The organism is Actinomadura alba (assembly GCF_014323705.1).
In the GTDB taxonomy this organism is placed as follows: Bacteria; Actinomycetota; Actinomycetes; order Streptosporangiales; family Streptosporangiaceae; genus Actinomadura_C; species Actinomadura_C alba.
Genome location: NZ_JABVEC010000031.1, coordinates 1 through 20,868, shown reverse-complemented (window position 1 = coordinate 20,868; position 20,868 = coordinate 1). Strand labels below are relative to the sequence as shown.

Genomic DNA, 20,868 nt, shown 5'->3' with positions numbered 1-20,868 from the left:
CGCCCACCTCGCCTGACCTGGTGCGACGGTTCCTGGGACGGGACGTTAGCGTGCCCTCATGGAAATCCTGACCGCGCACGGGCCCGCCCGGGTCGAGCTCGACGAGGTGGCGGACCCCCGGTTCGTGCTGGCGATCACACACGGGTCGAACGGCGGGGTGGAGGCGGCCGACGTGCTCGCCGTGCGCGATGTCGCGGTCAAGCTCGGCGGTGCGGTGGCGCGGGTGCTGCAGCCCTTCCGGGCCGCGGGCCGGCGGGCGCCCGGATCGGCGGTGAAACAGGACGAGGCGTGGCTGGAGATCGTCCAGGCGGTCAGGGGCCGCGTCGGCGAGATCCCGCTGATCCAGGGCGGGCGGAGCAATGGCGCGCGGGTGGCCTGCCGCACCGCTCGCGCGGCGGGGGCGAGGGGAGTGATCGCACTGGCGTTCCCCCTTCATCCGCCGGGCCGGCCGGAGCGATCGAGGGCGCCGGAGCTGCGCGGGGCGGGGGTTGAGGTACTCGTGATCAACGGCGACCGGGACCCGTTCGGTGTGCCCGACCCGGCGGACGCCACGTGCGTGCGGGTTCTACCGGGCGAACGGCACGATCTGGCCGGCGATCCGGCCGCGGTGGGCGACAGCGTGGAGCCGTGGCTGCGGCGCTGGGCCGGTTGAACGACCCCCGCGCCGTGGCGAAGTCGCCCGGTATGGGGCGGTTGTACGGGCAGGCGGCCGCCCCCCGAGGATGATCACCCGTTCGGACTAGTCCCCCGTCGGGACCGGTCAGGCCGCTGACGGAGCAGGCAGGTCCGTCGGACGGTGTGGTGCGATGATCCCCCCGTTGGGCAGCAGCTCGCCGGTGTCCTCGAACAACACGATGCCGTTGCACAGCAGGCTCCACCCCTGCTCGGGGTGACAGGCCACAGTGCGAGCGGCGTCGCGGTCCCGCGCCTCGGGCGAGGGACAGGGCGGCTGGTGCGGGCACATCTGCGTGCCTCCGGTCTCGTTGTGCGGTGCGTTGTTCTTCCAGATACGACGCATACAAGTGTGGTGCGGTTCACTCCCGCGCGACATAGCCCGTTGGGAGGGTTGTGCACTGATACCGCGGTACCGTTGTGTCCCCGCACCTGTCCACCGCAGGTCGCATGTCCACGTTCCTCCTCGTCGACCCCCTGTTCCGGGAGACACGCCGAATCGTGCCCTAACGGTGACCGCCGCTCGGCGTTCCGCTGGGCCGGCGCCTCCGGCGGTCGGGTCAGTGTGCGGTCAGGTCAGTGTGGTGACGAGCCCGGCGAGGACCACGTCGACCCCCGCGTTGAACCGGCCGTCCCAGTCGACCTCCTGTTCCGGGCCGGCCGCCCGGCGCGCCTCCCGCCCGCGCACCTCGAGGGCGGTGTGCCCGATGACGTACCCGATCAGGGTGTGCGCGCCGGACGCGGCGGCCCCGTCGAGGAAGCCTGCGAGCCGGAGCACCTCCCGCAGCGATTCGGTGGTGCCGGTCAGCGCCGCGGGATTGCGCCGGGTGACCACCAGCGGGAGGACGCCCGCGTGCTCGAGCAGCCGGGCGCGGTAGGCCGCGGCCCACTCGCGCAGGCGGTCCCGCCACGCGGCCGCGCCGGCGCGCGCGGCGGTGTCGGCGGGCAGCACCGCGACATGGGCCACGAGGCCGTCGAGGAGCTCCTCCTTGCCACGTGGCAGGTGGTGGTAGATGGCCATTGCCTCGACCTCGAGCGCGTCGCCCAGCCTGCGCATGGTGAGGCGGCCGAGCCCCTGACCGTCGATGATGTGCAGGGCGGTCTCGATGATGCGATCACGAGTCAGCGGCTCGCGGTTCTGCGACATGAGAACACCTTACTGCGTAAAGGCGGCTTCGTGGTGGCCCTGCCGATGACACTCGGCCGGCACGCGTACGCTTACCCGCGAGACCGCGTCGAAAGAAAGGACCTCGCATGCCGCTGGGTCATCGGGTGAGCAAGGACGTCCTCGAGCGTCATGCCGCCGACAAGAAGCTCGCCACCACCTATCGCGACGCCCTCGCGGCCGTCGCCGACGCGGACGGCGCGCTGCGCGCCGCGCAGGCCGAGGCTGGTCGGCCGGGTGCGGAACTTCGCGGTCTCTCGATCGCCCTCGACCGCGCGCTGGCCGACGCGCTGCGCGTCGCCGAGGCCGCCGAACGGGCCGCGATGGGCGTCCAGACCTATGCGCCTGAGGGGGCGAACGCCAAGGGCACGCGTGACGCCGAGATCGCCCGTCGCAGGGCCAAGGCGCGCCCCGGTGTACGAGAGTGGACCGATGAGGTCGACCGGCTGCGCACGGCTCGTGAGCGGCACCTGCTCAGCTTCCGCGTCGCCGGTGCCCGCTCCGGGGCCTGAGCCGCTGTCCCGGGCGGCGTTGTAGTCGGCCGGTGCGACCTAGAGGCGGAGGCCGCGGACGGTCCGGGCGGCCCGTTCCCGCTGGGAGGGGACCTGGTCCCGGCCCGGGAACATCTCCTCGAACGCCTGGTGGAAGCATCCGCCGAGGAGGAGTTCGGCGGCCGGCTCCGGATCGGCGTCCGCGGCGATCCGGTCGGCCTTTTGCTCAGCGCGCAGGTAGCGGGCGAGCGGTTCGATCGCCTGCCGGGACCGGATGCCGTGCGCGTGCAGGGCCTGGCGCAGCCGTACGAGCTCGTGGATGGACCCGATGGCGCCGACCCCGGCCACCTGGATCTCGGCGTAGAAGGCGATGATCGCCTGGGCGGCGTCGGTGAGGATCTCGTCGACGCTCTCGGGACCGCCGGCGCGCACCGAGAGACCGTCGAGGCGCCGTACCAGTGAGGGCAACCGGTCCTGGAGGACGATCATGAACAGATCGGGCCCGAGGGCGGCTGGGGAGTCCGGAAGGCCGTCGTTCAGCTGAGCCGGCGTCATGGGGGGTACGGCACGGTCGCGCGCCAGTTGTGCCGCGGCCCCCAGGACCTGGTGGCGGACCCTGGTGGAACGATGCCGGGGCAGAAGATCGTCTGGTTCCATTGCGTTCCCAGGATGGTCACCACGGGGTGAGCGGGACAACGCGCTGCGCGCTCGGTGGTGATGGTTATCGGCCGGTGGGTGATTCGGGTATGAAATCGTAGCCCCTTTTCGGTCAACCTTTCGTCCTCACGAGCGACGGGGTGCAATGACCCCGTGGACACACGACCGCCGAGTGGCACCGGCCCCCGAACTCTGAGAATCTACCCACTCGGGGAAGCGCCGGGGGCGTCGCCCTGTTCGTATCGCGCAGTGACCGCAGGGGGATTTCGTTGGAGCGCACGCCGCCGGACCGGCTTCGGATCCTGGAGTCCTACCAGGACGGAGCGGCGACCATCCGCGCGATGGCGGCGCAGTGTTCCGACTGGAGCGCGCCCACCCCGTGCCCGGACTGGCAGGCCGTCGATCTCGCCGGGCATCTGCGCTGCGTCGCGGAGAATTACCTGGAGTACCTCCAGGACGCCCCTGACAGCAGGCTCTCCAAGCTCTTCGCGCAGGACGCCGCGTCGGCGGTGCTCATCCGCCAGCAGGCCCGGCAGAACGCGGCCGAGCTGGCGGTTCTGCCGGCCGAGCCGGGGCCGGAGCGGATCATGTCGTTCCTGGTCTCGGCGGGCGCCTACATGGACCTGGTCCCCGACGCCTGGGATCGGACGCACCTGATCTACCGGGGCACGAAGTACACGGTGGGCGATCATGTCGGTGCGGCGTGCGTCGAGTGGCACCTGCACGCGTGGGACCTCGCGCGCGCGATGGGCGACGACTACCGGCCACGCGACCCCGAGGTACTCGTCGCGGCCTGGCACTGGGGCGTTCCGCACCTGCCGCTGCTCCCGGGCGACCCGTGGCGCGCCGTCCTGCGCTCGTCGGGCCGGTCGCCGAACTGGCCCGAAGCCGACCGGTCGCGCACGCCGGCCCGAAGCCGGCGCCGGGTCTGACGCCCCCGGCGGGCTAGGCGATCAGCAACAGCCCGGGCAGCCGACCGCCGTGGTGACGCCGCCCGTCCTCGCTGATGGCCGCGTACGCGTGGTCGTCGAGTCCGCGCAGCCAATCGAGGCCGGCCGGCCCCATCGCGACCGCGGCCGTGGCGTAGGCATTGGCGACGCCGAGATCGGACCCCGCGACCGTCACCGAGGTCAGCCCCGACGCGGGCCGCCGGGTCATCGGGTTGCGGATCCAGCGGGGCGCGCGACCGCCGGTGCCCACCGTGGCGACCGCGGCGTCGTTGGCCGACAGCGCCCAGGCGACCGAGGCGGGCCGGCACGGGTCCTGGATCCTGACCCGCCAGGTGCCGTCGGGGGTCGGCCGGCCCGAGGTGCTCACGTCGTCGCCCACGCGCAGGCAGTGGTTCCCGGCGCCGGCGCGGGTCAGCAGGACCGAGGCCCGCTGGATCGCCCAGCCCCGGACGTACTCCGACGGGTCGAGCCGGCCGGTCGCGTGCACGTCGAAGTATCCGTCGGTGCGCAGGTGCAGCCGGGCACACGTGGCGAGCGCCTCACGGACCAGCGGACCGGCCTCGCCCGGCCGGAGATACCCGTGATCCAGCAGGTTCACCTCGCTGTAGGGGTGCGCGACATTGAACAGCTCGTCGATCAGGCGCAGCCAGCCGGCGACCTCGTCGCCGAGCCGGGTCAGCGTCGTACCCGGCAGGGGGTCGCGGATGTCCAGGGAGACGGACACGCCAAGGAATCGCCCCAGGCAACGCAACATGCGCACGGTCATGTCCGAAGGATGGCCGGAACCCGATCCAGGTATTAGGGGATAAATACCTATCTATGGCACCTCCGCCGGTCAGCCGCTCGCGCTCGGCCGCGATCGGTCCTCGTGCGGGCGGAGGCGCTCCTCGTCCGGGCGGAGGCGGTCCTCGTGCGGGCGGAGGCGGGCCGTACGAGGACTCGGCGAGGTCATGGCGACGGCGGAAGGCGCTCGCCCGAGCGCAGGCGGTCGAGTCCCAGCCAGATGAACTCCACGGCCATCGACTCCGCCCGGTCGCGCGGGGTGTCGGGATGCTCGAGCCACCACGAGACCAGGGACAGCATCGCCCCCGACATCAGCGGCACAAGCAGCCGCACCCGCCGCTCGTTGGCGGTGAGCGCGGCCGGGGTCATGGTGGGGTCGGCGCGGCGGTGCGCGAGCATGAGGTCCGCGAACGACGACCCCAGCCGTTCCCGCAGGTCCCGCAGCGGGGCGCCGACCTCGGGCTTGTCGAGGTGCCGCACGACCAGCGCCCAGCCGTCCGGTTCCTCGGTGGCGTAGTCGAACAGGACCCGCACCATGGCGCGGACCCGGTCGAGGGAGCTCTCCTCCGGCAGGACCGCGGCGCTCAGCCGGCCGGTGACGTCGGCGACCACGGCCGCCGTCACGGCGGCGAACAGCTCCTCCTTGGAGGTGAAGTGCTGGTACAGGAGGGCCTTGGAGACCTGGGCGGCGGACGCGACATGGTCCATCTGGGTGAGATGGAACCCCCGCCGCCCGAACTCCTCGAGGGCGACCGCCAGGAGCTGCTCCCGGCGTAGCGCGAACGGCAGCCGCTGCCGTGCGGTCATGCGCCGGTGTACGGCGCGAGCTCGGCGCGGGCCACCGACCGGATGTGCACTTCGTCGGGACCGTCGGCCAGCCGGAGCGTGCGCAGCCCGGCCCACATCGAGGCGAGCGGGGTGTCGTCGCTGACGCCGGCGGCGCCGTGCACCTGGATGGCCTTGTCGACGACCTCGAGGGCGATTCGCGGAGCGATGACCTTGATCGCGGCGACCTCCTTGCGGGCGCCCTTGGGGCCGTACCGGTCGATCAGCCAGGCGGTCTTGAGGGTGAGCAGCCGGGCCTGCTCGATGGCCATGCGGGATTCGGCGATCCACTGCTGGACGACCCCCTGGCGGGCGATCTCCTTGCCGAAGGCGACCCGTGACGTGGCCCGCTCGCACATGAGCTGGAGCGCCCGCTCGGCCATGCCGATGGACCGCATGCAGTGGTGGATGCGGCCGGGGCCGAGCCGGGCCTGGGCGATGGCGAAGCCGCCGCCCTCCTCGCCGACGAGGTTGGTCACCGGGACCCGTACGTCGGTCAGCCGGATCTCGCAGTGACCGTGCTGGTCGGAGTAGCCGAACACGGGGAGCGGCCGGATGATCTCGACTCCGGGGGTGTCGAGCGGCACCAGCACCATGGACTGCTGGCGGTAACTCTCGGCGTCCGGGTCGGTCTTGCCCATGAGGATCATGATCTTGCAGCGGGGGTCGGCGGAGCCGGTGATCCACCATTTGTGCCCGTTGATGACGTAGTCGTCGCCGTCGCGTTCGATGCGCGTCGAGATGTTGCGGGCGTCGGAGCTCGCGACGGCGGGCTCGGTCATCCCGAAGCAACTGCGGATCTCGCCGTCGAGCAGCGGGCGCAGCCAGCGCTCCTTCTGTTCGGGGGTGCCGAACAGATGGAGGACCTCCATGTTGCCCGTGTCGGGCGCGGCGCAGTTGATCGCCTCGGGGGCGATCGAGGGGGAGCGGCCGGTGAGCTCGGCCAGCGGTGCGTACTCCGAAACCGAGAGCCCGTGCGCGGGGTCCTGCGCGTCGGGGAGGAAGAGGTTCCACAGCCCGCGCTTGCGCGCCTCGACCTTGAGCTCCTCGACGATCGGGGGGACCTCGTGCTCGTGGCCCGCGGCGCGCAGCTCACGGCGCTGCTCGCCGTAGACCGGCTCGGCCGGGTAGACATGGGAGTCCATGAAGTCCTGGAGCCGGGTGAGATGGTCCTGCGCTCGAGCGCTCGGTTCGAAGTCCATACGACTACAGTAACTGACTAGTCAGTCATATGGGAGGGAGAGGCACGTGGTCTCCTTGAACGGCAACGCCTCGTTGGACGGCAAGGTCGCGCTGATCACCGGCGGCGCCAACGGGATCGGTGCGGCGGTCGCCCGCAGGCTGGCCGGCCTGGGTGCACGGGTCGTGGTCGCCGACGTCGACGCCGACCGCGGGAGCGCGGTGGCGGGTGAGGTGGACGGCGCGTTCGCCCGGTGCGACGTCACCGAGCCGGCCGACAGCGTGGCGGCCGTCGCCACGGCGGTCGAACGGTTCGGTGGCCTGGACGTGGCCTTCCTCAACGCCGGCGTCGCCACCGGCACCCCGTTCGGCGACGACTTCGACCTCGGCTCGTACCGGCGCGCGATGGGGATCAACCTGGACGGGGTGGCCTTCGGCGTGCAGGCAGCACTGCCCGCGCTGCGCGCCCGTGGCGGCGGGGACATCATCGCGACCGCGAGCATGGCCGGCCTCACCGCGACCCCCTTCGACCCGGTCTACGGGGCCAACAAGGCCGCTGTCGTCGGCCTCGTCCGGGCGCTCGGCCCGGTGACCGCCACCGAGCGGATCAGGGTCAACGCGCTGTGCCCGTCGTTCGCGGACACCGACATCCTGATCCCGTTGAAGGGCGAACTGATTCGGACCGGCTTCCCCATTCTCGCCGTCGACGACGTCGTGGACGCCTTCATGGGGATCCTGACCGCCGACGGTACGGGGGAGTGCTGGTACGTCGTGCCCGGCCGGCCGGCTGAGCCGTTCCGCTTCCGTGGCGTCCCCGGCCCCCGCACCGAGCGGGCTTGACCGGGCCGCCCTGCTCAGCGACCCTGACCGGGCCGCCCCTCGGGCCGAACACCACGCCGGGGAGATCACGGCGCGCGTAGGCTGGTGCCCGGAGGCACTCGGACGCGCCGCCACCAGGGCACGGTCACGGAGGACGGACGATGACGCGCGCGGTTTACATCGCGGCCAGTGCCGCCGCGACGAGGAAGGCGGCGATCGCGCTCGGCATGACCGAGCTGCTGGCCCGCCGGCTGGGGCGCGTCGGGGTCTTCCGGCCGGTCGTGCGACCCGACCGGCCCGACAACATCGTCGAGACGCTGCGGAGCCGCTTCGGGATCGTCCGGTCCGAGGCCGGGGTCTCCTATGCGGAGATGCACGCCGACCCCGACCGCGCCATGGCCGACGTGGTCTCGCGTTACCGCGCGCTCGCCGACGGCTGCGACGCCGTGGTGATCGTCGGTACCGACTACACCGACGTGGGCGATCCGACCGAGTTCTCGGTCAACGCCGCCCTCGCCGCGCACCTCGCCGCTCCGGTGCTGCTCGTGGTGAACGGCCTCGGCCGTGCGCCCGAGGAGATCGCCTCCGCCGTCGAGCTGGCCCGCAAGGAGCTCCGCCACGAGCACGCCACCGAGCTCGCGACCGTGGTGACCCGCGTCGCCCCGGACCGGCTTCGCGTCGTCGCCGGGCGGCTCACCGGCGCGGCCGAGCGCGGAACGGCCGCCGGTGGAGCGCCGGGTGAGCGGCCGCCGGTGTTCGTGCTGCCCGAGGACCCGCGGCTGTCCGCGCCCACGATGAGCGACCTGATGGCCGCCTGCCACGGTTACCTGCTCCTCGGCGAGGAACGCCAGCTCGCCCGGGAGGTGGGCGGCCTCATGGTCGGGGCGATGTCGCTGCCGAACATCCTCGACCGGCTCACCGAGGGGGCAGCGGTGATCATTCCGTCGGATCGCGCCGCCTCGCTGCTGCCCGGGCTGACCGCCGCGCACGTCGCCGCCACCTTCCCCGCACTGTCGGGGCTCATCCTGAGCGGGGGCATGGACCTGCCCGATCCGGTCGCCCGCCTTTTCGACGGCATGTCGGTGCGGCTGCCGGTGATCATCACCGAGGACGACACCTTCGACACCGCGACCGAACTGTCGGTCGTCGAGGGGCGCTTCACCCCGGAGGCCCTGGGCAAGATCGAGACCGCGCTCGGGCTCTTCGCCGAGCACGTGGACGGTGACGCCCTGCTCAGCCGCCTCCAGGTCACGCGGGCCGCGGCCGTCACCCCGCTGATGTTCGAGTACGAGCTGGTGGACAGGGCGCGAGCCGGGCGGCGGCACATCGTGCTGCCCGAGGGCGCCGAAGAACGGATCATGCGTGCCACCGACATCCTGCTGCGGCGCGGCGTCGCCGATCTGACCCTGCTCGGCGACGAGACCGAGATCCGGTCGAAGGCCGCGGAGCTCGGGCTGGAGATCGGCGCGGCCAAGGTGCTGAGCCCGTACGACCGGGAGCTGCGGCAGCAGTTCGCCGAGGAGTACGCCGCACTGCGCGCCGGCAAGGGCGTCGGGCTGGATCTCGCACGCGACACCGTCACGGACGTGTCGTACTTCGGCACGCTCATGGTGCACCTCGGGCTCGCCGACGGCATGGTGTCCGGGGCGGCGCACACGACGGCGCACACGATCCGGCCGGCCTTTGAGATCATCAAGACCGCCCCCGGCGCGGGCATCGTCTCGAGCGTGTTCTTCATGTGCCTCGCCGACCGGGTGCTGGTCTACGGCGACTGTGCCGTCAACCCCGACCCGGACGCCGCCCGGCTGGCCGACATCGCGATCTCGTCGGCCGCCACCGCCGCGCAGTTCGGCGTCGAGCCGAGGATCGCCATGCTTTCGTACTCCACCGGCGACTCCGGCCACGGCGAGGAGGTCGACAAGGTGCGCGCCGCGACCCGGATCGTCGCCGAGCGGCGGCCCGATCTGCTGGTCGAGGGGCCGATCCAGTACGACGCGGCCGTCGACCCAACCGTGGCCGGCGCGAAGCTGCCCGGCAGCCGGCTGGCCGGCCGCGCCACGGTGTTCGTCGTGCCCGACCTCGGCACTGGGAACAACCTCTACAAGGCCGTGCAGCGCAGTGCCGGGGCGATAGCGGTCGGCCCGGTGCTGCAGGGCCTGCGCAAGCCCGTCAACGACCTGTCCCGCGGGGCGACGGTGCAGGACATCGTCAACACCGTGGCCATCACCGCGATCCAGGCACAGGGGGCCGCCGAGTGAGCGACGAGCGAGACGCACCGGCCGCATCCACCGCGGACGGGGGCGACGGTGACGGCGACGGGCGGGCGGGCCGGATCCCGCCGGGCCCGGACGGCGGTCAGGTGCTGGTGCTCAACACGGGCTCGTCCTCGATCAAGTACCGGCTCCTCGAGATGGAGCCGGTGAACCGGCTGGCGGCCGGTCTTGTGGAGCGCATCGGCGAGGGCGAGAGCGCGCTGACCCACCACGGCCTCCGGGACCTCCGGCGCGCGGAGCCGTACCGGGACCACGACGAGGGCCTGCGGGCCATGCTCGCCGCGTTCGACGCGGCCGGGCCCGCGCTCGACCAGGTGATCGCCATCGGGCATCGGGTCGTGCACGGCGGACGCCGGTTCGGCGCCCCGGTGCTGATCGACGACGCCGTCGAGCAAGTGATCGCCGAGCTGACCTCGCTCGCCCCGCTGCACAACCCGGCGAACCTGAGGGGCATCCAGGTGGCCCGCCGGATCTTTCCCGGCGTTCCGCACGTGGCGGTGTTCGACACCGCGTTCCACCAGACCATCCCGCCGTGGGCCCACACCTACGCGGTGCCGAGGGAGTGGGCCGCCGAGTTCGGGGTGCGCCGCTACGGCTTCCACGGCACCTCCGTCGCCCACGTCGTCCGGCGCGCGTCAGAACTGCTCGGCCGGCCGCTCGACCGGCTCAACATGATCGTGCTGCACCTCGGCAACGGCGCCAGCGCCACGGCGGTCGAGGGCGGCCGGAGCGTCGACACCTCGATGGGGTTCACCCCGCTCGCCGGCCTGGTCATGGGCACCCGGTCCGGCGACGTCGACCCGGCGGTGCCGGCGTTCCTGCACCGCGAGACGGGCATGACGTTCGACGAGATCGACACGGCCCTCAACCGGCGGAGCGGCATGCTCGGCCTGGCCGGCGCGAACGACCTGCGTGACGTCTGGCGCCGGGTCGACGCGGGGGATCCGGACGCCTTGCTGGCCGTGCGGGTCTACTGCCACCGGATCCGCCAGTACGTCGGGGCCTACTACGCCGTGCTGGGCCGCGTCGACGCGGTGGTGTTCACCGCCGGGGTGGGCGAGAACGACGCGCGCGTCCGCGCGAGCGCGCTCGCGGGCCTGGACCGTCTCGGCATCACCGTCGACCCGATCCGAAACGACCCGATCCGAAACGACCCGATCCGAAACGACCCGATTCGCGACGATGCGGCGGAGGGCTTCGTTGACGGCGCGGCGAACGCCGGTCGAGTGATCTCACCCGACGGCGCCGAGGTGGCGGTCCTGGTGATCAGGACCGACGAGGAGCTGGAGATCGCGACTCAGACGCTCGGCTGCGTCGGCCGGGCCGGCCCGGATCCCCGGGACCTCGTCGCGCGCGAGAGCCGGCCGCCCGGTAGAGCCCTCGGGCACGATCAGCCGGCCAGGCCGTTCTCGTAGGCGTAGACGACGGCCTGGGTGCGGTCGCGCAGGGCCAGCTTGGTCAGCACGTGCCCGACGTGGGTCTTCACCGTCTGTTCGGCGAGGAAGAGATCCTTGGCGATCTCGGCGTTGGAGAGGCCGCGCGCGATCAGGCGGAGCACGTCGAGCTCGCGGGGGGTGAGCGTGGACGTGGCGTTCGGGCTGGGCCGCTCGTGCCGGCGCCGGCGGGCGAAGTCGCTGATCAGCCGGCGCGTGATCGAGGGCGCCAGGAGCGCGTCGCCGGCCGCCACGATCCGCACGCCCGAGATGAGATCGGCCGCCGAGGCGTCCTTGAGCAGGAAGCCGCTCGCCCCGGCGCCGAGCGCTTCGTACACGTACTCGTCCAGGTCGAAAGTGGTGAGCACCAGGACCTTCGGGGCGTCGGACGGCTCGGCGGGGGTGTCGCCGACGATCTCGGCGGTGGCGGCGAGGCCGTCCATCTCGGGCATCCGGATGTCCATGACGATCACGTCGGGTTTCAGCTCGTGAGCGAGCTCGACGGCCTCCCGGCCGTTGCCGGCCTGGCCGATCACCTCGATCTCGGGGTCGGACGACAGCAGTGACGCCAGCCCGTCTCGGATCATCAGCTGGTCATCGGCGATCAGTACGCGAATAGCCACAAGGGCCACCATAGAGCCCGTTCACGGTGGATCGCCGTAGGGCAGTTCCGCCACGACCGACCAGCCGTTGCCGGGATCGGGCCCGGCCGACAGCGTGCCGCCGAGCATCGCGACCCGTTCGTGCATCCCGATCAGGCCGTGGCCGCCGCCGGACTCCTGCGGCGTCGTGCGCGCGCCGTCGTCGACGACCCGCACTCTCAGCAGGTCGGGCCCGTATCGGACCTCGACGTCGACTCGCGCGCCTGGCGCGTAGCGGGAGGCGTTGCTGAGCGACTCCTGCACGATGCGGTAGGCCGACAGGTCCACGCCCGCGGCGACCGGGCGGGGCACCCCGACGACGCGGACGCGGACGGCGAGGCCGGACTGGGTGGCGCCGCGCGTCAGCTCGTCGAGGCGGTCCAGGCCCGGCTGCGGCCGCCGCTCGGCCGCCTCGTCGTCGGCGCGCAGCAGGCCGACGACCCTGCGGGTCTCAGCGAGCGCCTCACGGGCCGCATCGCGGACCACGACGAAGGTGTCCTTGGCCGCATCGGGCAACTCCGGGATCTTGTACGGGGCCGCCTCGGCCTGCATGGCGATGACGGACATGTGGTGCGCGACGACGTCGTGCAGCTCCCGGGCGATGCGGGCCCGCTCCTCGAGCACGGCGTGGCGGGCCAGGTCCTGGCGGTGCAGCTCGGCGTGCTCGGCCAGGCTGGCCTCGGCCGCGTAGCGCCCGCCGACGGCGTCGCCGAAGGCCAAGACGATGAGGACAATGCCGGTCAGAATTATCCCGAACCACACGGGCATCCCGGCGAGCAGCGCCGCCGGCGCGATGACCCCCACGATGGTGAGCAGTACCGCGCCGCCCGAGGTGCGGCGTTCGTACGAGACGGCGACCGCGAACAGGACGAACACCAGCGACAGGAACGACGTCACCGGCCAGGGCCAGAACTCGTCCTTGGTGGCCATCACGATCACGCCGCACAGCAGCCCGGCCGCGGTGACCCGCCAGGCGATCAGCGGCCAGCGGGCCGCGATCAGCAGCGGGAGGCACTGCGCCAGCCCCAGCAGCCAGGCCTGGCTCGTGGGCACGTCCAGCACGTGCGCGTGGATCGCGATCGAGCCACCGGTGAACCCGATGGCCAGCGCGAAGCACACCACCACGACCAGGATGCGCGCGAGGCCGGGCCTGGCCGGCCACAGCAGCGTGCGCGGGGGCTCCTTCGGGCCGTGCACGGCCGCGTCGCGCGCGGCCCGGGGCAGATGCGCCCATGGACCCGTCCTGATCTTTTCGCTGCCGTTCACCGATCCAAAGCTAAGCGCTGGATCACGGTGGTGTCCTGCGTCCGGAGAGTGATTCGGCGTACGCCCCACAGGTATCGGCCCGTTCTGCCGGCGATCCGCTTGCCGCTATTTCCGATTGACTTAATAGGTAATTTGCGCCATGCTCATCGGGTGAGTTCCGCGAGGCTCCTCCATGTGCGCCTGCACGTCGACCTGCGACGGCAGGCCAGCGCGCTGTGTCCGGGTTCGGTTCGCCGATCCGCCCGTTGACCCAGCACGCCGAGGAGAGACCGCATGACCACCATCGCGACCGATACCCGCCTGCCCGAAATCGCCCAGCCCGGCCTTGACTCGCCCGGCCTCGACCCGGCCGAACTCGCCGCCAGGGCGCGGAGGTTCGCCGACCACCCGGAGAACTGGCTGCACCGGGTGCGGCTGAGCGCCGATGGGCGCTGGTACGAGCGCGTCCACCTGGACGATGAGCACGAGGTATGGCTGATCAGCTGGCTGCCCGGCCAGTCCACCGGACTCCATGACCACGGCGGTGCCGCGGGCGCCTTCACCGTGGTGCTCGGCAGCCTCGAGGAGCGCGGCGTCACTACGGGGCGCGTGCTCGCCAGTGGTGAGAGCCGGCGGTTCGGCGCCGGTTACGTCCACGACGTCCGCAACACCTCCACGGCTCCGGCGGTGAGCGTGCACGTGTACTCGCCGCCGCTGGCCACGATGCGGCGGTACGACCTCGACGCCGACGGCCGGCTCGTCGAACTCGCCACCGAGAGCGCCGACGACTGGTGACGCCCTCCGCGGCGCGGACGGCACGGGGCTGATCCGCCCCGGCGTCCCCGCGCCGTGCCGACACCCCGCGCCATGCCGGCCGGCGGGGCGCCCGGGTCCGTCCCGTCGGCACGTCCGTCCGGCCGGACGGCGGGCGGCCATGGCGGCCGTTCATGTCCTAAAACCTAGTTAGCCTATAGACTTAGTGGGATTTCGCCATACTTCGAAGGGGTCCCGCCCGTGTCCACCTCCTCCCTGGATATTGCGCGCCCTCCGCAACGGGCGCGCCTCAAACCACCCGCGATGCGTTCGCGGGCCGTACTGCACCGCGTCGCCAGCCCTCTCGCGCTCCTCGTGCTGTGGCAGCTCGCCAGCAGCACCGGAGTGCTTCCCGAACGGCTGCTCGCGGCCCCCGACAAGATCGCCGCGGCCGGGCTCGACCTGTTCCGCGACGGCACCCTCACCAGCGCGATCGCGGTGTCGCTGCAGCGGGCGGCGACCGGGTTCGTCATCGGCGCGGTGATCGGCGTGGGGCTCGCCCTCGTCGCCGGGCTCAGCCGGATCGGCGAGAACGCCGTGGACCCGCCGATGCAGATGCTGCGGGCACTGCCGCTGTTCGGGCTGATCCCGCTGTTCATTCTCTGGTTCGGCATCGGCGAGACGCCCAAGGTCGCGCTGGTCGCCTTCGGTGTCGCCTTCCCCCTCTACCTCAACACCTTCGCCGGGATCCGGGGCGTCGACGGCAAGCTCGCCGAGGTCGGTCAGGTGCTCAGCCTCGGCCGGTTCGCCCTCATCCGCCACATCGTGCTGCCCGGCGCTCTGCCGCAGGCGCTCGTCGGGCTGCGGCAGAGCCTCGGCGTCGCCTGGCTCGCGCTGATCGTCGCGGAGCAGATCAACGCCAACAAGGGGCTCGGGTTCATGATCAATGACGCCCGTGAGTTCCTCCGCACGGACATCGTCGTGCTGGGCCTGCTGGTCTACGCGGTGCTCGGGCTCGTCACCGACGCGATCGTACGGCTGCTGGAGAGGAGGGCCCTCGCATGGCGACGCGGATTCCTGGCCCGGTGACCGGTGACGTGACCAGCGCCGTGACCAGCGCCGTGTCCGGCGGCGTGACCGAGGACGTGCCGGGCGGCGCGACCGGCGCGGCGGCGCCGCCCGGCCCGCCCGCCACCGGCGGCCCGGTGGCCCGCACCACCGCACTGACCAAGGCGTTCGGTGAACGCACCGTGCTGGACGGTGTCGACCTGGAGATCAGGCGCGGCGAGTTCGTCGCCCTCCTCGGCCGCAGCGGCTCGGGCAAGTCCACGCTGCTGAGGGCACTGGCCGGCCTGGACCGCGACACCGGCGGCGAGTTCACCGTGGACGGCACGGTCGCCGTCGCCTTCCAGGAGCCCCGGCTGGTGCCGTGGAAGAGGGTGTGGGCCAACGTCGCCCTCGGCCTGCGGCTGCCCGATCCCCGCGGGGCGGCCGAGGCGGCGCTCGCGGAGGTCGGGCTGACCGAACGCGCCCAGGCCTGGCCGCTCACCCTCTCCGGCGGAGAGGCACAGCGCGCCTCGCTCGCTCGCGCCCTCGTCCGCGAGCCCGACCTGCTGCTCCTGGACGAGCCGTTCAGCGCGCTCGACGCGCTCACCCGGATCACCATCCACCGGCTGGTCCTCGACCTGTGGAGCCGGCACGGACCCGGCATCCTGCTCGTCACCCACGACGTCGACGAGGCCCTGCTCCTCGCCGATCGCGTGCTCGTCCTGGACGGCGGCGCGATCGCGCACGAATCGCGGGTCAGCCTGCCCAGGCCCCGCCACCGCGACCATCCCGATCTGATCGACCTCCGCTCCGCCCTGCTCACCCAGCTCGGTGTCACCCCCGAAGGAACGGCATGACCAACCACACGACCAGACGGCTCATCACGCTCATCGCCGCACTCGTCCTCACGACGGTGACCGCTGCGTGCGGTGGGGGCGACGACTCGGAGGGCGCCTCGGCAGCGGACGGGCCGGCCGACCTCGCCAAGGTGACGTTGCGCGTCGGCGACCAGAAGGGCTCCAGCATCCAGTCCCTGCTGACGGCGGCGGGCGAGCTCGACGGCACCCCGTACAAGATCAGCTGGTCGCTGTTCACATCCGGCCCGCCGATCCTCGAGGGCATCAACGCGGGCGCGGTCGACTTCGGCTCGGTGGGCAACACCCCGCCGATCTTCGCCGCGGCCGCGAACTCCAGCATCGTGATCGTGGGCGGCACCGACGTGCGGCTGGACGGACAGGCCATCCTGGTGCCCCGGGACTCCGCGATCCGCTCGCCCGCCGACCTCAGGGGCAAGAAGATCGCGGTCGCCAAGGGCAGCTCCGCCCACGGTCAGCTGCTCGGCGTGCTGAAGAAGAACGGCCTGAGCTTCGCCGACATCCAGCCGCAGTACCTGCAGCCCGCCGACGCGCTCACCGCCCTGACCGGCGGGAAGGTCGACGCCTGGGCCGCATGGGAGCCGTACACCGCCCAGGCGGAGGCCCAGGCGAACGCCCGCATCCTGGTCGACGGCAAGGGCTACGTGAACGGCTACGGCTTCCAGGTGACCTCACGGAAGGCGCTCGACGACCCGGGCCGCACCGCGGCGCTGAAGGACTTCCTGGCCCGGTTCCAGCGGTCGGTGCTGTGGACCAACGACCACCAGAAAGAGTGGGCCGCGATCTGGGCGAAGGACACCGGCCTGCCGGTGCCGGTCGCCGAGAAGGCGGTAGAACGCCGGCTCACCACGATCGTGAAGCTGGACGACACGCTGATCTCCTCGGAACAGCAGCTCGCCGACTCGTTCTCCGAGGCGAAAGTGCTGCCGGGCAAGGTGAAGATCGCCGACTTCATCGATCCCCGGTTCAACGACACCGTCCCGGCCGGCTGAACGGAGGCTCCGATGACACTCAAGTTCCACTGGTTCCTGCCCACCACCGGCGATGGCCGCACCCTCGTGGGCGGCGGCCACAGCGTCCCCAAGGGGATCGGCCGGCCCGACGAGCGCTCCGGCAGCGCCAACCGGTTCCGCCCGCCGGACATCGACTACCTCGCACAGATCGCACGGTCGGCCGAACAGCTCGGCTTCGAGGCCGTGCTGACCCCGACCGGCACCTGGTGCGAGGACGCCTGGCTGGTGACGGCCGCGCTGATCCGCGAGACGTCCCGGCTGAAGTTCCTCGTGGCGTTCCGGCCCGGCTTCGTCTCGCCCACACTCGCGGCCCAGATGGCCGCCACGTACCAGCGCATCTCCCGTGGCCGGCTGCTGCTGAACGTCGTCACCGGGGGCGAGTCCGTCGAGCAGCGCCGCTTCGGCGACCACCTGCCGCACGCCGAGCGGTACGCGCGCACGGACGAGTTCCTGTCCGTCGTCCGGGGCGCGTGGACCGGAGAGCCGTACGACTTCGACGGCGAGCACTACCAGGTCGAGGGTGCCCTGGTGGCCGAGCCGCCGGACCCGCTGCCGGAGGTCTACTTCGGCGGCTCGTCCGAGCCGGCGGGCGCGGTCGCGGCGCGGCACGTGGACGTCTACCTGACGTGGGGTGAGCCGCCCGAGCTGGTCGCGGAGAAGATCGCGTGGATCCGCAAGCTCGCTGACGACCAAGGGCGCACCATGCGGTTCGGCATCCGGCTGCACACCATCAGCCGGGACAGCGGCAAGGAGGCGTGGGCGGTCGCCGGCCGCCTGCTCGACGACCTCGACCCCGCCCACATCGCGCAGGCCCAGAAGGCGCTGGCCGCCAGTGACTCGGTCGGCCAGCGGCGGATGCGCGAGCTGCACGCGGACTTCAGGGGCGGCGGATCCTCGCATGACCTGGAGATCTATCCGAACCTCTGGGCGGGCGTGGGGCTCGTGCGCGGGGGAGCGGGCACCGCGCTGGTGGGCAGCCACGAGCAGGTCGCCGACCGGATCGAGGAGTACGCCGACCTCGGCATCGAGGAGTTCATCTTCTCCGGTTACCCGCACCTCGAGGAGGCGTACTGGTTCGGGGAGGGCGTCCTGCCCGAACTGCGCCGCCGAGGGGTGATCCGGCGCGACGAAGCACTCGTCCGCTAGCATCGAGGCATGGCAGTGGCACTGGAGACGACGACGCCGGGCTCGGCCCGGCGAGCCGGTCGCGTGCGCTGACCCACCTGAGCAGCGCGATGAGGCCCCGGGAGCGATCCCGGGGCCTCATGGCTTTCGGGATCGCTCCCGCCCGAGAGGAGCGATCATGAAGCCGGTCACACCCGGCACCGACCCCGAGTCGATAACATCGGAGTCCAGCGAGACCCGTATCCCCGCATCTCTTTCCGATCAAGGAGTTCCCGTGTCGACCGTGTCTGAGCTACGCATCACCCTCGACGGCAGCGAGCGTGTGGTGGCGGCCGGCACGACCGCCGGGGACGCTCTGGGGGCCGACGGCCGGACGGTCATCGCCGCGCGGGTCAACGGCGAGCTCCGCGATCTCACCCACGAGGTACGGGACGGCGACGCCGTCGAACCGGTCGAGATCGGCTCCGACGACGGCCGGGCGATCCTGCGGCACTCCACCGCCCACGTGATGGCCCAGGCCGTCCAGGAGCTGTTCCCCGACGCCAGGCTCGGCATCGGCCCGCCGGTCGAGAACGGCTTCTACTACGACTTCGACGTGAAGGACCCCTTCACCCCCGACGACCTGAAGCGCGTCGAGAAGCGGATGCGCGAGATCGTCAAGCAGGGCCAGCGGTTCTCCCGGCGGGTCGTCTCCGACGACGCCGCCCGCGAGGAGCTCGCTGACGAGCCGTACAAGCTGGAGCTCATCGGGCTCAAGGGCGGCGCGTCGTCCGATGACGGTTCGAGCGTCGAGGTCGGCGGCGGCGAGCTGACCATCTACGACAACCTCGACGCCAAGTCCGGCGACCTGCGGTGGAAGGACCTGTGCCGGGGCCCGCACCTGCCCACCACCCGCAACGTTCCCGCGTTCAAGCTCATGCGAACCGGCGGCGCCTACTGGCGGGGGAGTGAGAAGAACCCTCAGCTGCAGCGCATCTACGGCACCGCGTGGGAGTCCCGCGACAAGCAGGACGAGTACCTCAAGCTGCTCGAGGAGGCCGAGCGGCGCGACCACCGCAAGCTCGGCGTCGAGCTCGACCTCTTCTCGTTCCCGAACGAGATCGGCAGCGGGCTGGCGGTCTTCCATCCCAAGGGCGGCGTCGTGCGCAAGGTGATGGAGGACTACTCCCGCCTGCGTCACGAAGAGTCCGGGTACGAGTTCGTCAACACGCCGCACATCACCAAGGGCGACCTGTTCGAGACCTCCGGGCACCTGGGCTGGTACAAGGACGACATGTTCCCGCCCATGGAGATGGACGGCGCGGAGTACTACCTCAAGCCGATGAACTGCCCGATGCACAACCTGATCTTCCGGGCCCGCGGCCGGTCCTACCGCGAGCTGCCGTTGCGGCTGTTCGAGCTGGGCACCGTCTATCGCTTCGAGAAGTCCGGGGTCGTGCACGGGCTGACCAGGGTCCGGGGCATGACCCAGGACGACGCCCACATCTACTGCACCAAGGAGCAGATGGCGCAGGAGCTCAAGAGCCTGCTGACCTTCGTGCTCGGGCTGCTGCGCGACTACGGGCTCAGTGAGTTCTTCCTGGAGCTGTCCACCAGGGACGACTCGGAGAAGTTCATCGGCTCCCACGAGGACTGGGCCGAGGCCACCGCCGCGTTGCAGGAGGCGGCCGACGACTCCGGGCTGGACCTCGTGCCCGATCCGGGCGGGGCGGCCTTCTACGGCCCGAAGATCTCCGTACAGGCCAAGGACGCCATCGGCCGGACCTGGCAGCTGTCCACCATCCAGGTGGACTTCAACCAGCCGAAGCGGTTCGGGCTCGAGTACCAGGCGGCCGACGGATCCCGGCAGCAGCCCGTCATGATCCATCGGGCTCTGTTCGGCTCGATCGAGCGGTTCTTCGGAGTGCTGCTCGAGCACTACGCGGGTGCCCTGCCGCCGTGGCTCGCCCCGGTGCAGGTCGTCGGCATCCCGATCTCCGATGACCACATCGCCCATCTGGAGAAGGTCGCCGCCGGCCTGCGCGAGCGCGGCATCCGGGTCGAGGTCGACACCTCCGCGGACCGGATGCAGAAGAAGATCCGCAACGCGCAGAAGCAGAAGGTCCCGTACATGCTGCTCGCCGGCGACGACGATGTCGCCAAGGGCGCGGTGTCGTTCCGCTACCGCAGCGGGGAACAGAACAACGGGGTCTCCGTCGACGCCGCCGTGGCCGAGATCGTCAAGGCCGTCGAGGGCCGCGTCCAGATCTGATCCGGCCTCCGAAGCACGACGGGCGGGCCCGCGGCTCGTCCTCGGCGCAGTCGGCCGGGGGAGGCCGGATTGACCGTCGCGCTCCTTCCGCTTGGTAATCTCGGCGTCGGTACGGACGGCGGGGAGAGAGCGGGATGAAGTCCAGCGTTCTCGGCTATGGCGGTGCGCTCCTGCTGGTCGCCGTCGCACTGGCGATCCTGGTCGACGCGGTGATGCGCGACGAGCCCGGCGTCAGGCCTCCGGCATCCGCCGCCGTGAGCGGTTCCCCCGCTCCCGTCCCCGCCTCCGCCACGCCCGCCGTGCCTCCGGCGGCGTCCGCTCCGCCGACGCGCGGCGGCGGCAGCGGCGAGGCCGCCGCTCCGGCCAGGCCGGCGCCCCGGGACACGACGGCCGGCGGCGCCCTGCCGTGCCCGGCCCGATCGGCTCGTTACGAGCGCTTCGGTGACACCGTACGGGTGAGCGTGCACTTTCCCGGCAGCGGCTACGTCGCGGCGTTCGTCGAGGTCACCGGCCGGGATTCGATGACCAAGAGCGCCACCAACACGGGCCGGCCGCAGACGTTCGAGTTCGCTGGAGTGCCACGGAACGCGACCGAGCGGATCGGCGTCACCGTCATCACCGGGGCCGGCCTGCAGACCTGCGATGTCCAGGAACGGAGCTGACGCGCGCGA

The 20,868-nt window shown here is 71.8% G+C and carries 21 protein-coding genes; 13 read left to right on the top strand and 8 right to left on the bottom strand.

The genetic code is table 11. From position 1 onward, the window contains the following. Positions 1–58: 58 nt before the first annotated feature. Positions 59–652 carry an alpha/beta hydrolase family protein gene (locus HKK74_RS30235; protein WP_187246794.1) on the top strand — a complete coding sequence of 198 codons (594 nt, stop codon included), beginning with the start codon at positions 59–61 and terminating at the stop codon, positions 650–652. Between the two features lie 108 nt (positions 653–760). Here the strand turns inward: HKK74_RS30235 and HKK74_RS30230 are convergent, their stop codons facing one another. Both HKK74_RS30230 and HKK74_RS30225 read right to left on the bottom strand, forming a co-directional pair. Beyond that, entirely contained in the window at positions 761–964 is a 204-nt protein-coding gene (locus tag HKK74_RS30230; RefSeq protein ID WP_187246842.1) for a DUF5999 family protein, read from the bottom strand. Between the two features lie 279 nt (positions 965–1,243). Then, positions 1,244–1,819: a TetR/AcrR family transcriptional regulator gene (locus HKK74_RS30225; protein ID WP_187246793.1), complete on the bottom strand. Its 576-nt coding sequence runs from the start codon at positions 1,817–1,819 to the stop codon at positions 1,244–1,246. A 107-nt stretch (positions 1,820–1,926) separates the two neighbouring features. Here HKK74_RS30225 and HKK74_RS30220 point away from each other — a divergent pair, with 107 nt between their 5' ends. Beyond that, entirely contained in the window at positions 1,927–2,349 is a 423-nt protein-coding gene (locus tag HKK74_RS30220) for a plectin (protein ID WP_187246792.1), read from the top strand. A 39-nt stretch (positions 2,350–2,388) separates the two neighbouring features. Here HKK74_RS30220 and HKK74_RS30215 read toward each other — a convergent pair whose 3' ends face one another. Further along, the gene (locus tag HKK74_RS30215) at positions 2,389–2,883 is read right to left on the bottom strand and encodes a TetR/AcrR family transcriptional regulator C-terminal domain-containing protein (RefSeq protein WP_187246791.1); all 495 of its coding nucleotides are present in this window, start codon (positions 2,881–2,883) and stop codon (positions 2,389–2,391) included. Between the two features lie 371 nt (positions 2,884–3,254). Here HKK74_RS30215 and HKK74_RS30210 point away from each other — a divergent pair, with 371 nt between their 5' ends. After that, positions 3,255–3,917 (top strand): maleylpyruvate isomerase N-terminal domain-containing protein, encoded by a 663-nt coding sequence (locus HKK74_RS30210; RefSeq protein WP_187246790.1) that lies wholly within the window; start codon positions 3,255–3,257, stop codon positions 3,915–3,917. Positions 3,918–3,930: 13 nt separating this feature from the next. Here HKK74_RS30210 and HKK74_RS30205 read toward each other — a convergent pair whose 3' ends face one another. From HKK74_RS30205 to HKK74_RS30195, 3 genes are all read right to left on the bottom strand, one after another. After that, entirely contained in the window at positions 3,931–4,701 is a 771-nt protein-coding gene (locus tag HKK74_RS30205; protein WP_187246789.1) for an FAD:protein FMN transferase, read from the bottom strand. 182 nt (positions 4,702–4,883) lie between these two features. Further along, entirely contained in the window at positions 4,884–5,525 is a 642-nt protein-coding gene (locus HKK74_RS30200) for a TetR/AcrR family transcriptional regulator (RefSeq protein WP_187246788.1), read from the bottom strand. Next, positions 5,522–6,745 carry an acyl-CoA dehydrogenase family protein gene (locus tag HKK74_RS30195; RefSeq protein WP_187246787.1) on the bottom strand — a complete coding sequence of 408 codons (1,224 nt, stop codon included), beginning with the start codon at positions 6,743–6,745 and terminating at the stop codon, positions 5,522–5,524. Before HKK74_RS30195 ends, HKK74_RS30200 begins: the two co-directional genes overlap by 4 nt. A 46-nt stretch (positions 6,746–6,791) precedes the next feature. Here HKK74_RS30195 and HKK74_RS30190 point away from each other — a divergent pair, with 46 nt between their 5' ends. The 3 genes from HKK74_RS30190 (at position 6,792) to HKK74_RS30180 (ending at position 11,229) form a co-directional block, all read left to right on the top strand. Continuing rightward, positions 6,792–7,562 carry an SDR family oxidoreductase gene (locus HKK74_RS30190; protein WP_312881937.1) on the top strand — a complete coding sequence of 257 codons (771 nt, stop codon included), beginning with the start codon at positions 6,792–6,794 and terminating at the stop codon, positions 7,560–7,562. 140 nt (positions 7,563–7,702) lie between these two features. After that, positions 7,703–9,799 (top strand): phosphate acetyltransferase, encoded by a 2,097-nt coding sequence (gene pta, locus HKK74_RS30185; RefSeq protein ID WP_187246786.1) that lies wholly within the window; start codon positions 7,703–7,705, stop codon positions 9,797–9,799. Further along, positions 9,796–11,229 carry an acetate/propionate family kinase gene (locus HKK74_RS30180; protein WP_312881936.1) on the top strand — a complete coding sequence of 478 codons (1,434 nt, stop codon included), beginning with the start codon at positions 9,796–9,798 and terminating at the stop codon, positions 11,227–11,229. The genes pta and HKK74_RS30180 overlap by 4 nt, the downstream gene beginning before the upstream one ends. Here HKK74_RS30180 and HKK74_RS30175 read toward each other — a convergent pair. Together HKK74_RS30175 and HKK74_RS30170 are read right to left on the bottom strand one after the other, a co-directional pair. Continuing rightward, on the bottom strand, positions 11,205–11,882 hold the full coding sequence (locus HKK74_RS30175; protein WP_187246785.1) for a response regulator: 678 nt from the start codon (positions 11,880–11,882) through the stop codon (positions 11,205–11,207). The two genes, HKK74_RS30180 and HKK74_RS30175, sit on opposite strands and share 25 nt — an antisense overlap. Before the next feature lie 9 nt (positions 11,883–11,891). Continuing rightward, positions 11,892–13,154 (bottom strand): sensor histidine kinase, encoded by a 1,263-nt coding sequence (locus HKK74_RS30170; protein WP_312881935.1) that lies wholly within the window; start codon positions 13,152–13,154, stop codon positions 11,892–11,894. 273 nt (positions 13,155–13,427) lie between these two features. On the opposite strand from HKK74_RS30170, the gene HKK74_RS30165 reads away from it, so the two are divergent. The 7 genes from HKK74_RS30165 to HKK74_RS30135 all read left to right on the top strand — a co-directional run bounded on the left by HKK74_RS30165 (position 13,428) and on the right by HKK74_RS30135 (position 20,859). Then, complete coding sequence (locus HKK74_RS30165) at positions 13,428–13,928, top strand: cysteine dioxygenase (RefSeq protein WP_187246784.1); 501 nt, start codon at positions 13,428–13,430, stop codon at positions 13,926–13,928. A 282-nt stretch (positions 13,929–14,210) separates the two neighbouring features. After that, positions 14,211–14,975: an ABC transporter permease gene (locus HKK74_RS30160; protein WP_187246783.1), complete on the top strand. Its 765-nt coding sequence runs from the start codon at positions 14,211–14,213 to the stop codon at positions 14,973–14,975. Then, a complete protein-coding gene (locus HKK74_RS30155; protein WP_187246782.1) occupies positions 14,948–15,790 on the top strand; it encodes an ABC transporter ATP-binding protein in 843 nt (280 codons plus the stop codon). Before HKK74_RS30160 ends, HKK74_RS30155 begins: the two co-directional genes overlap by 28 nt. After that, positions 15,787–16,800, top strand: a complete 1,014-nt coding sequence (locus HKK74_RS30150; protein WP_187246781.1) for an ABC transporter substrate-binding protein — start codon at positions 15,787–15,789, stop codon at positions 16,798–16,800. The genes HKK74_RS30155 and HKK74_RS30150 overlap by 4 nt, the downstream gene beginning before the upstream one ends. A gap of 12 nt (positions 16,801–16,812) precedes the next feature. Next, positions 16,813–17,967, top strand: coding sequence for an LLM class flavin-dependent oxidoreductase (locus HKK74_RS30145; protein WP_187246780.1), 1,155 nt, complete (start codon positions 16,813–16,815; stop codon positions 17,965–17,967). 253 nt (positions 17,968–18,220) lie between these two features. Beyond that, positions 18,221–20,197, top strand: a complete 1,977-nt coding sequence (gene thrS / locus HKK74_RS30140) for a threonine--tRNA ligase (protein ID WP_187246779.1) — start codon at positions 18,221–18,223, stop codon at positions 20,195–20,197. 134 nt (positions 20,198–20,331) lie between these two features. Then, positions 20,332–20,859 (top strand): hypothetical protein, encoded by a 528-nt coding sequence (locus HKK74_RS30135; RefSeq protein ID WP_187246778.1) that lies wholly within the window; start codon positions 20,332–20,334, stop codon positions 20,857–20,859. Positions 20,860–20,868: the final 9 nt, after the last annotated feature.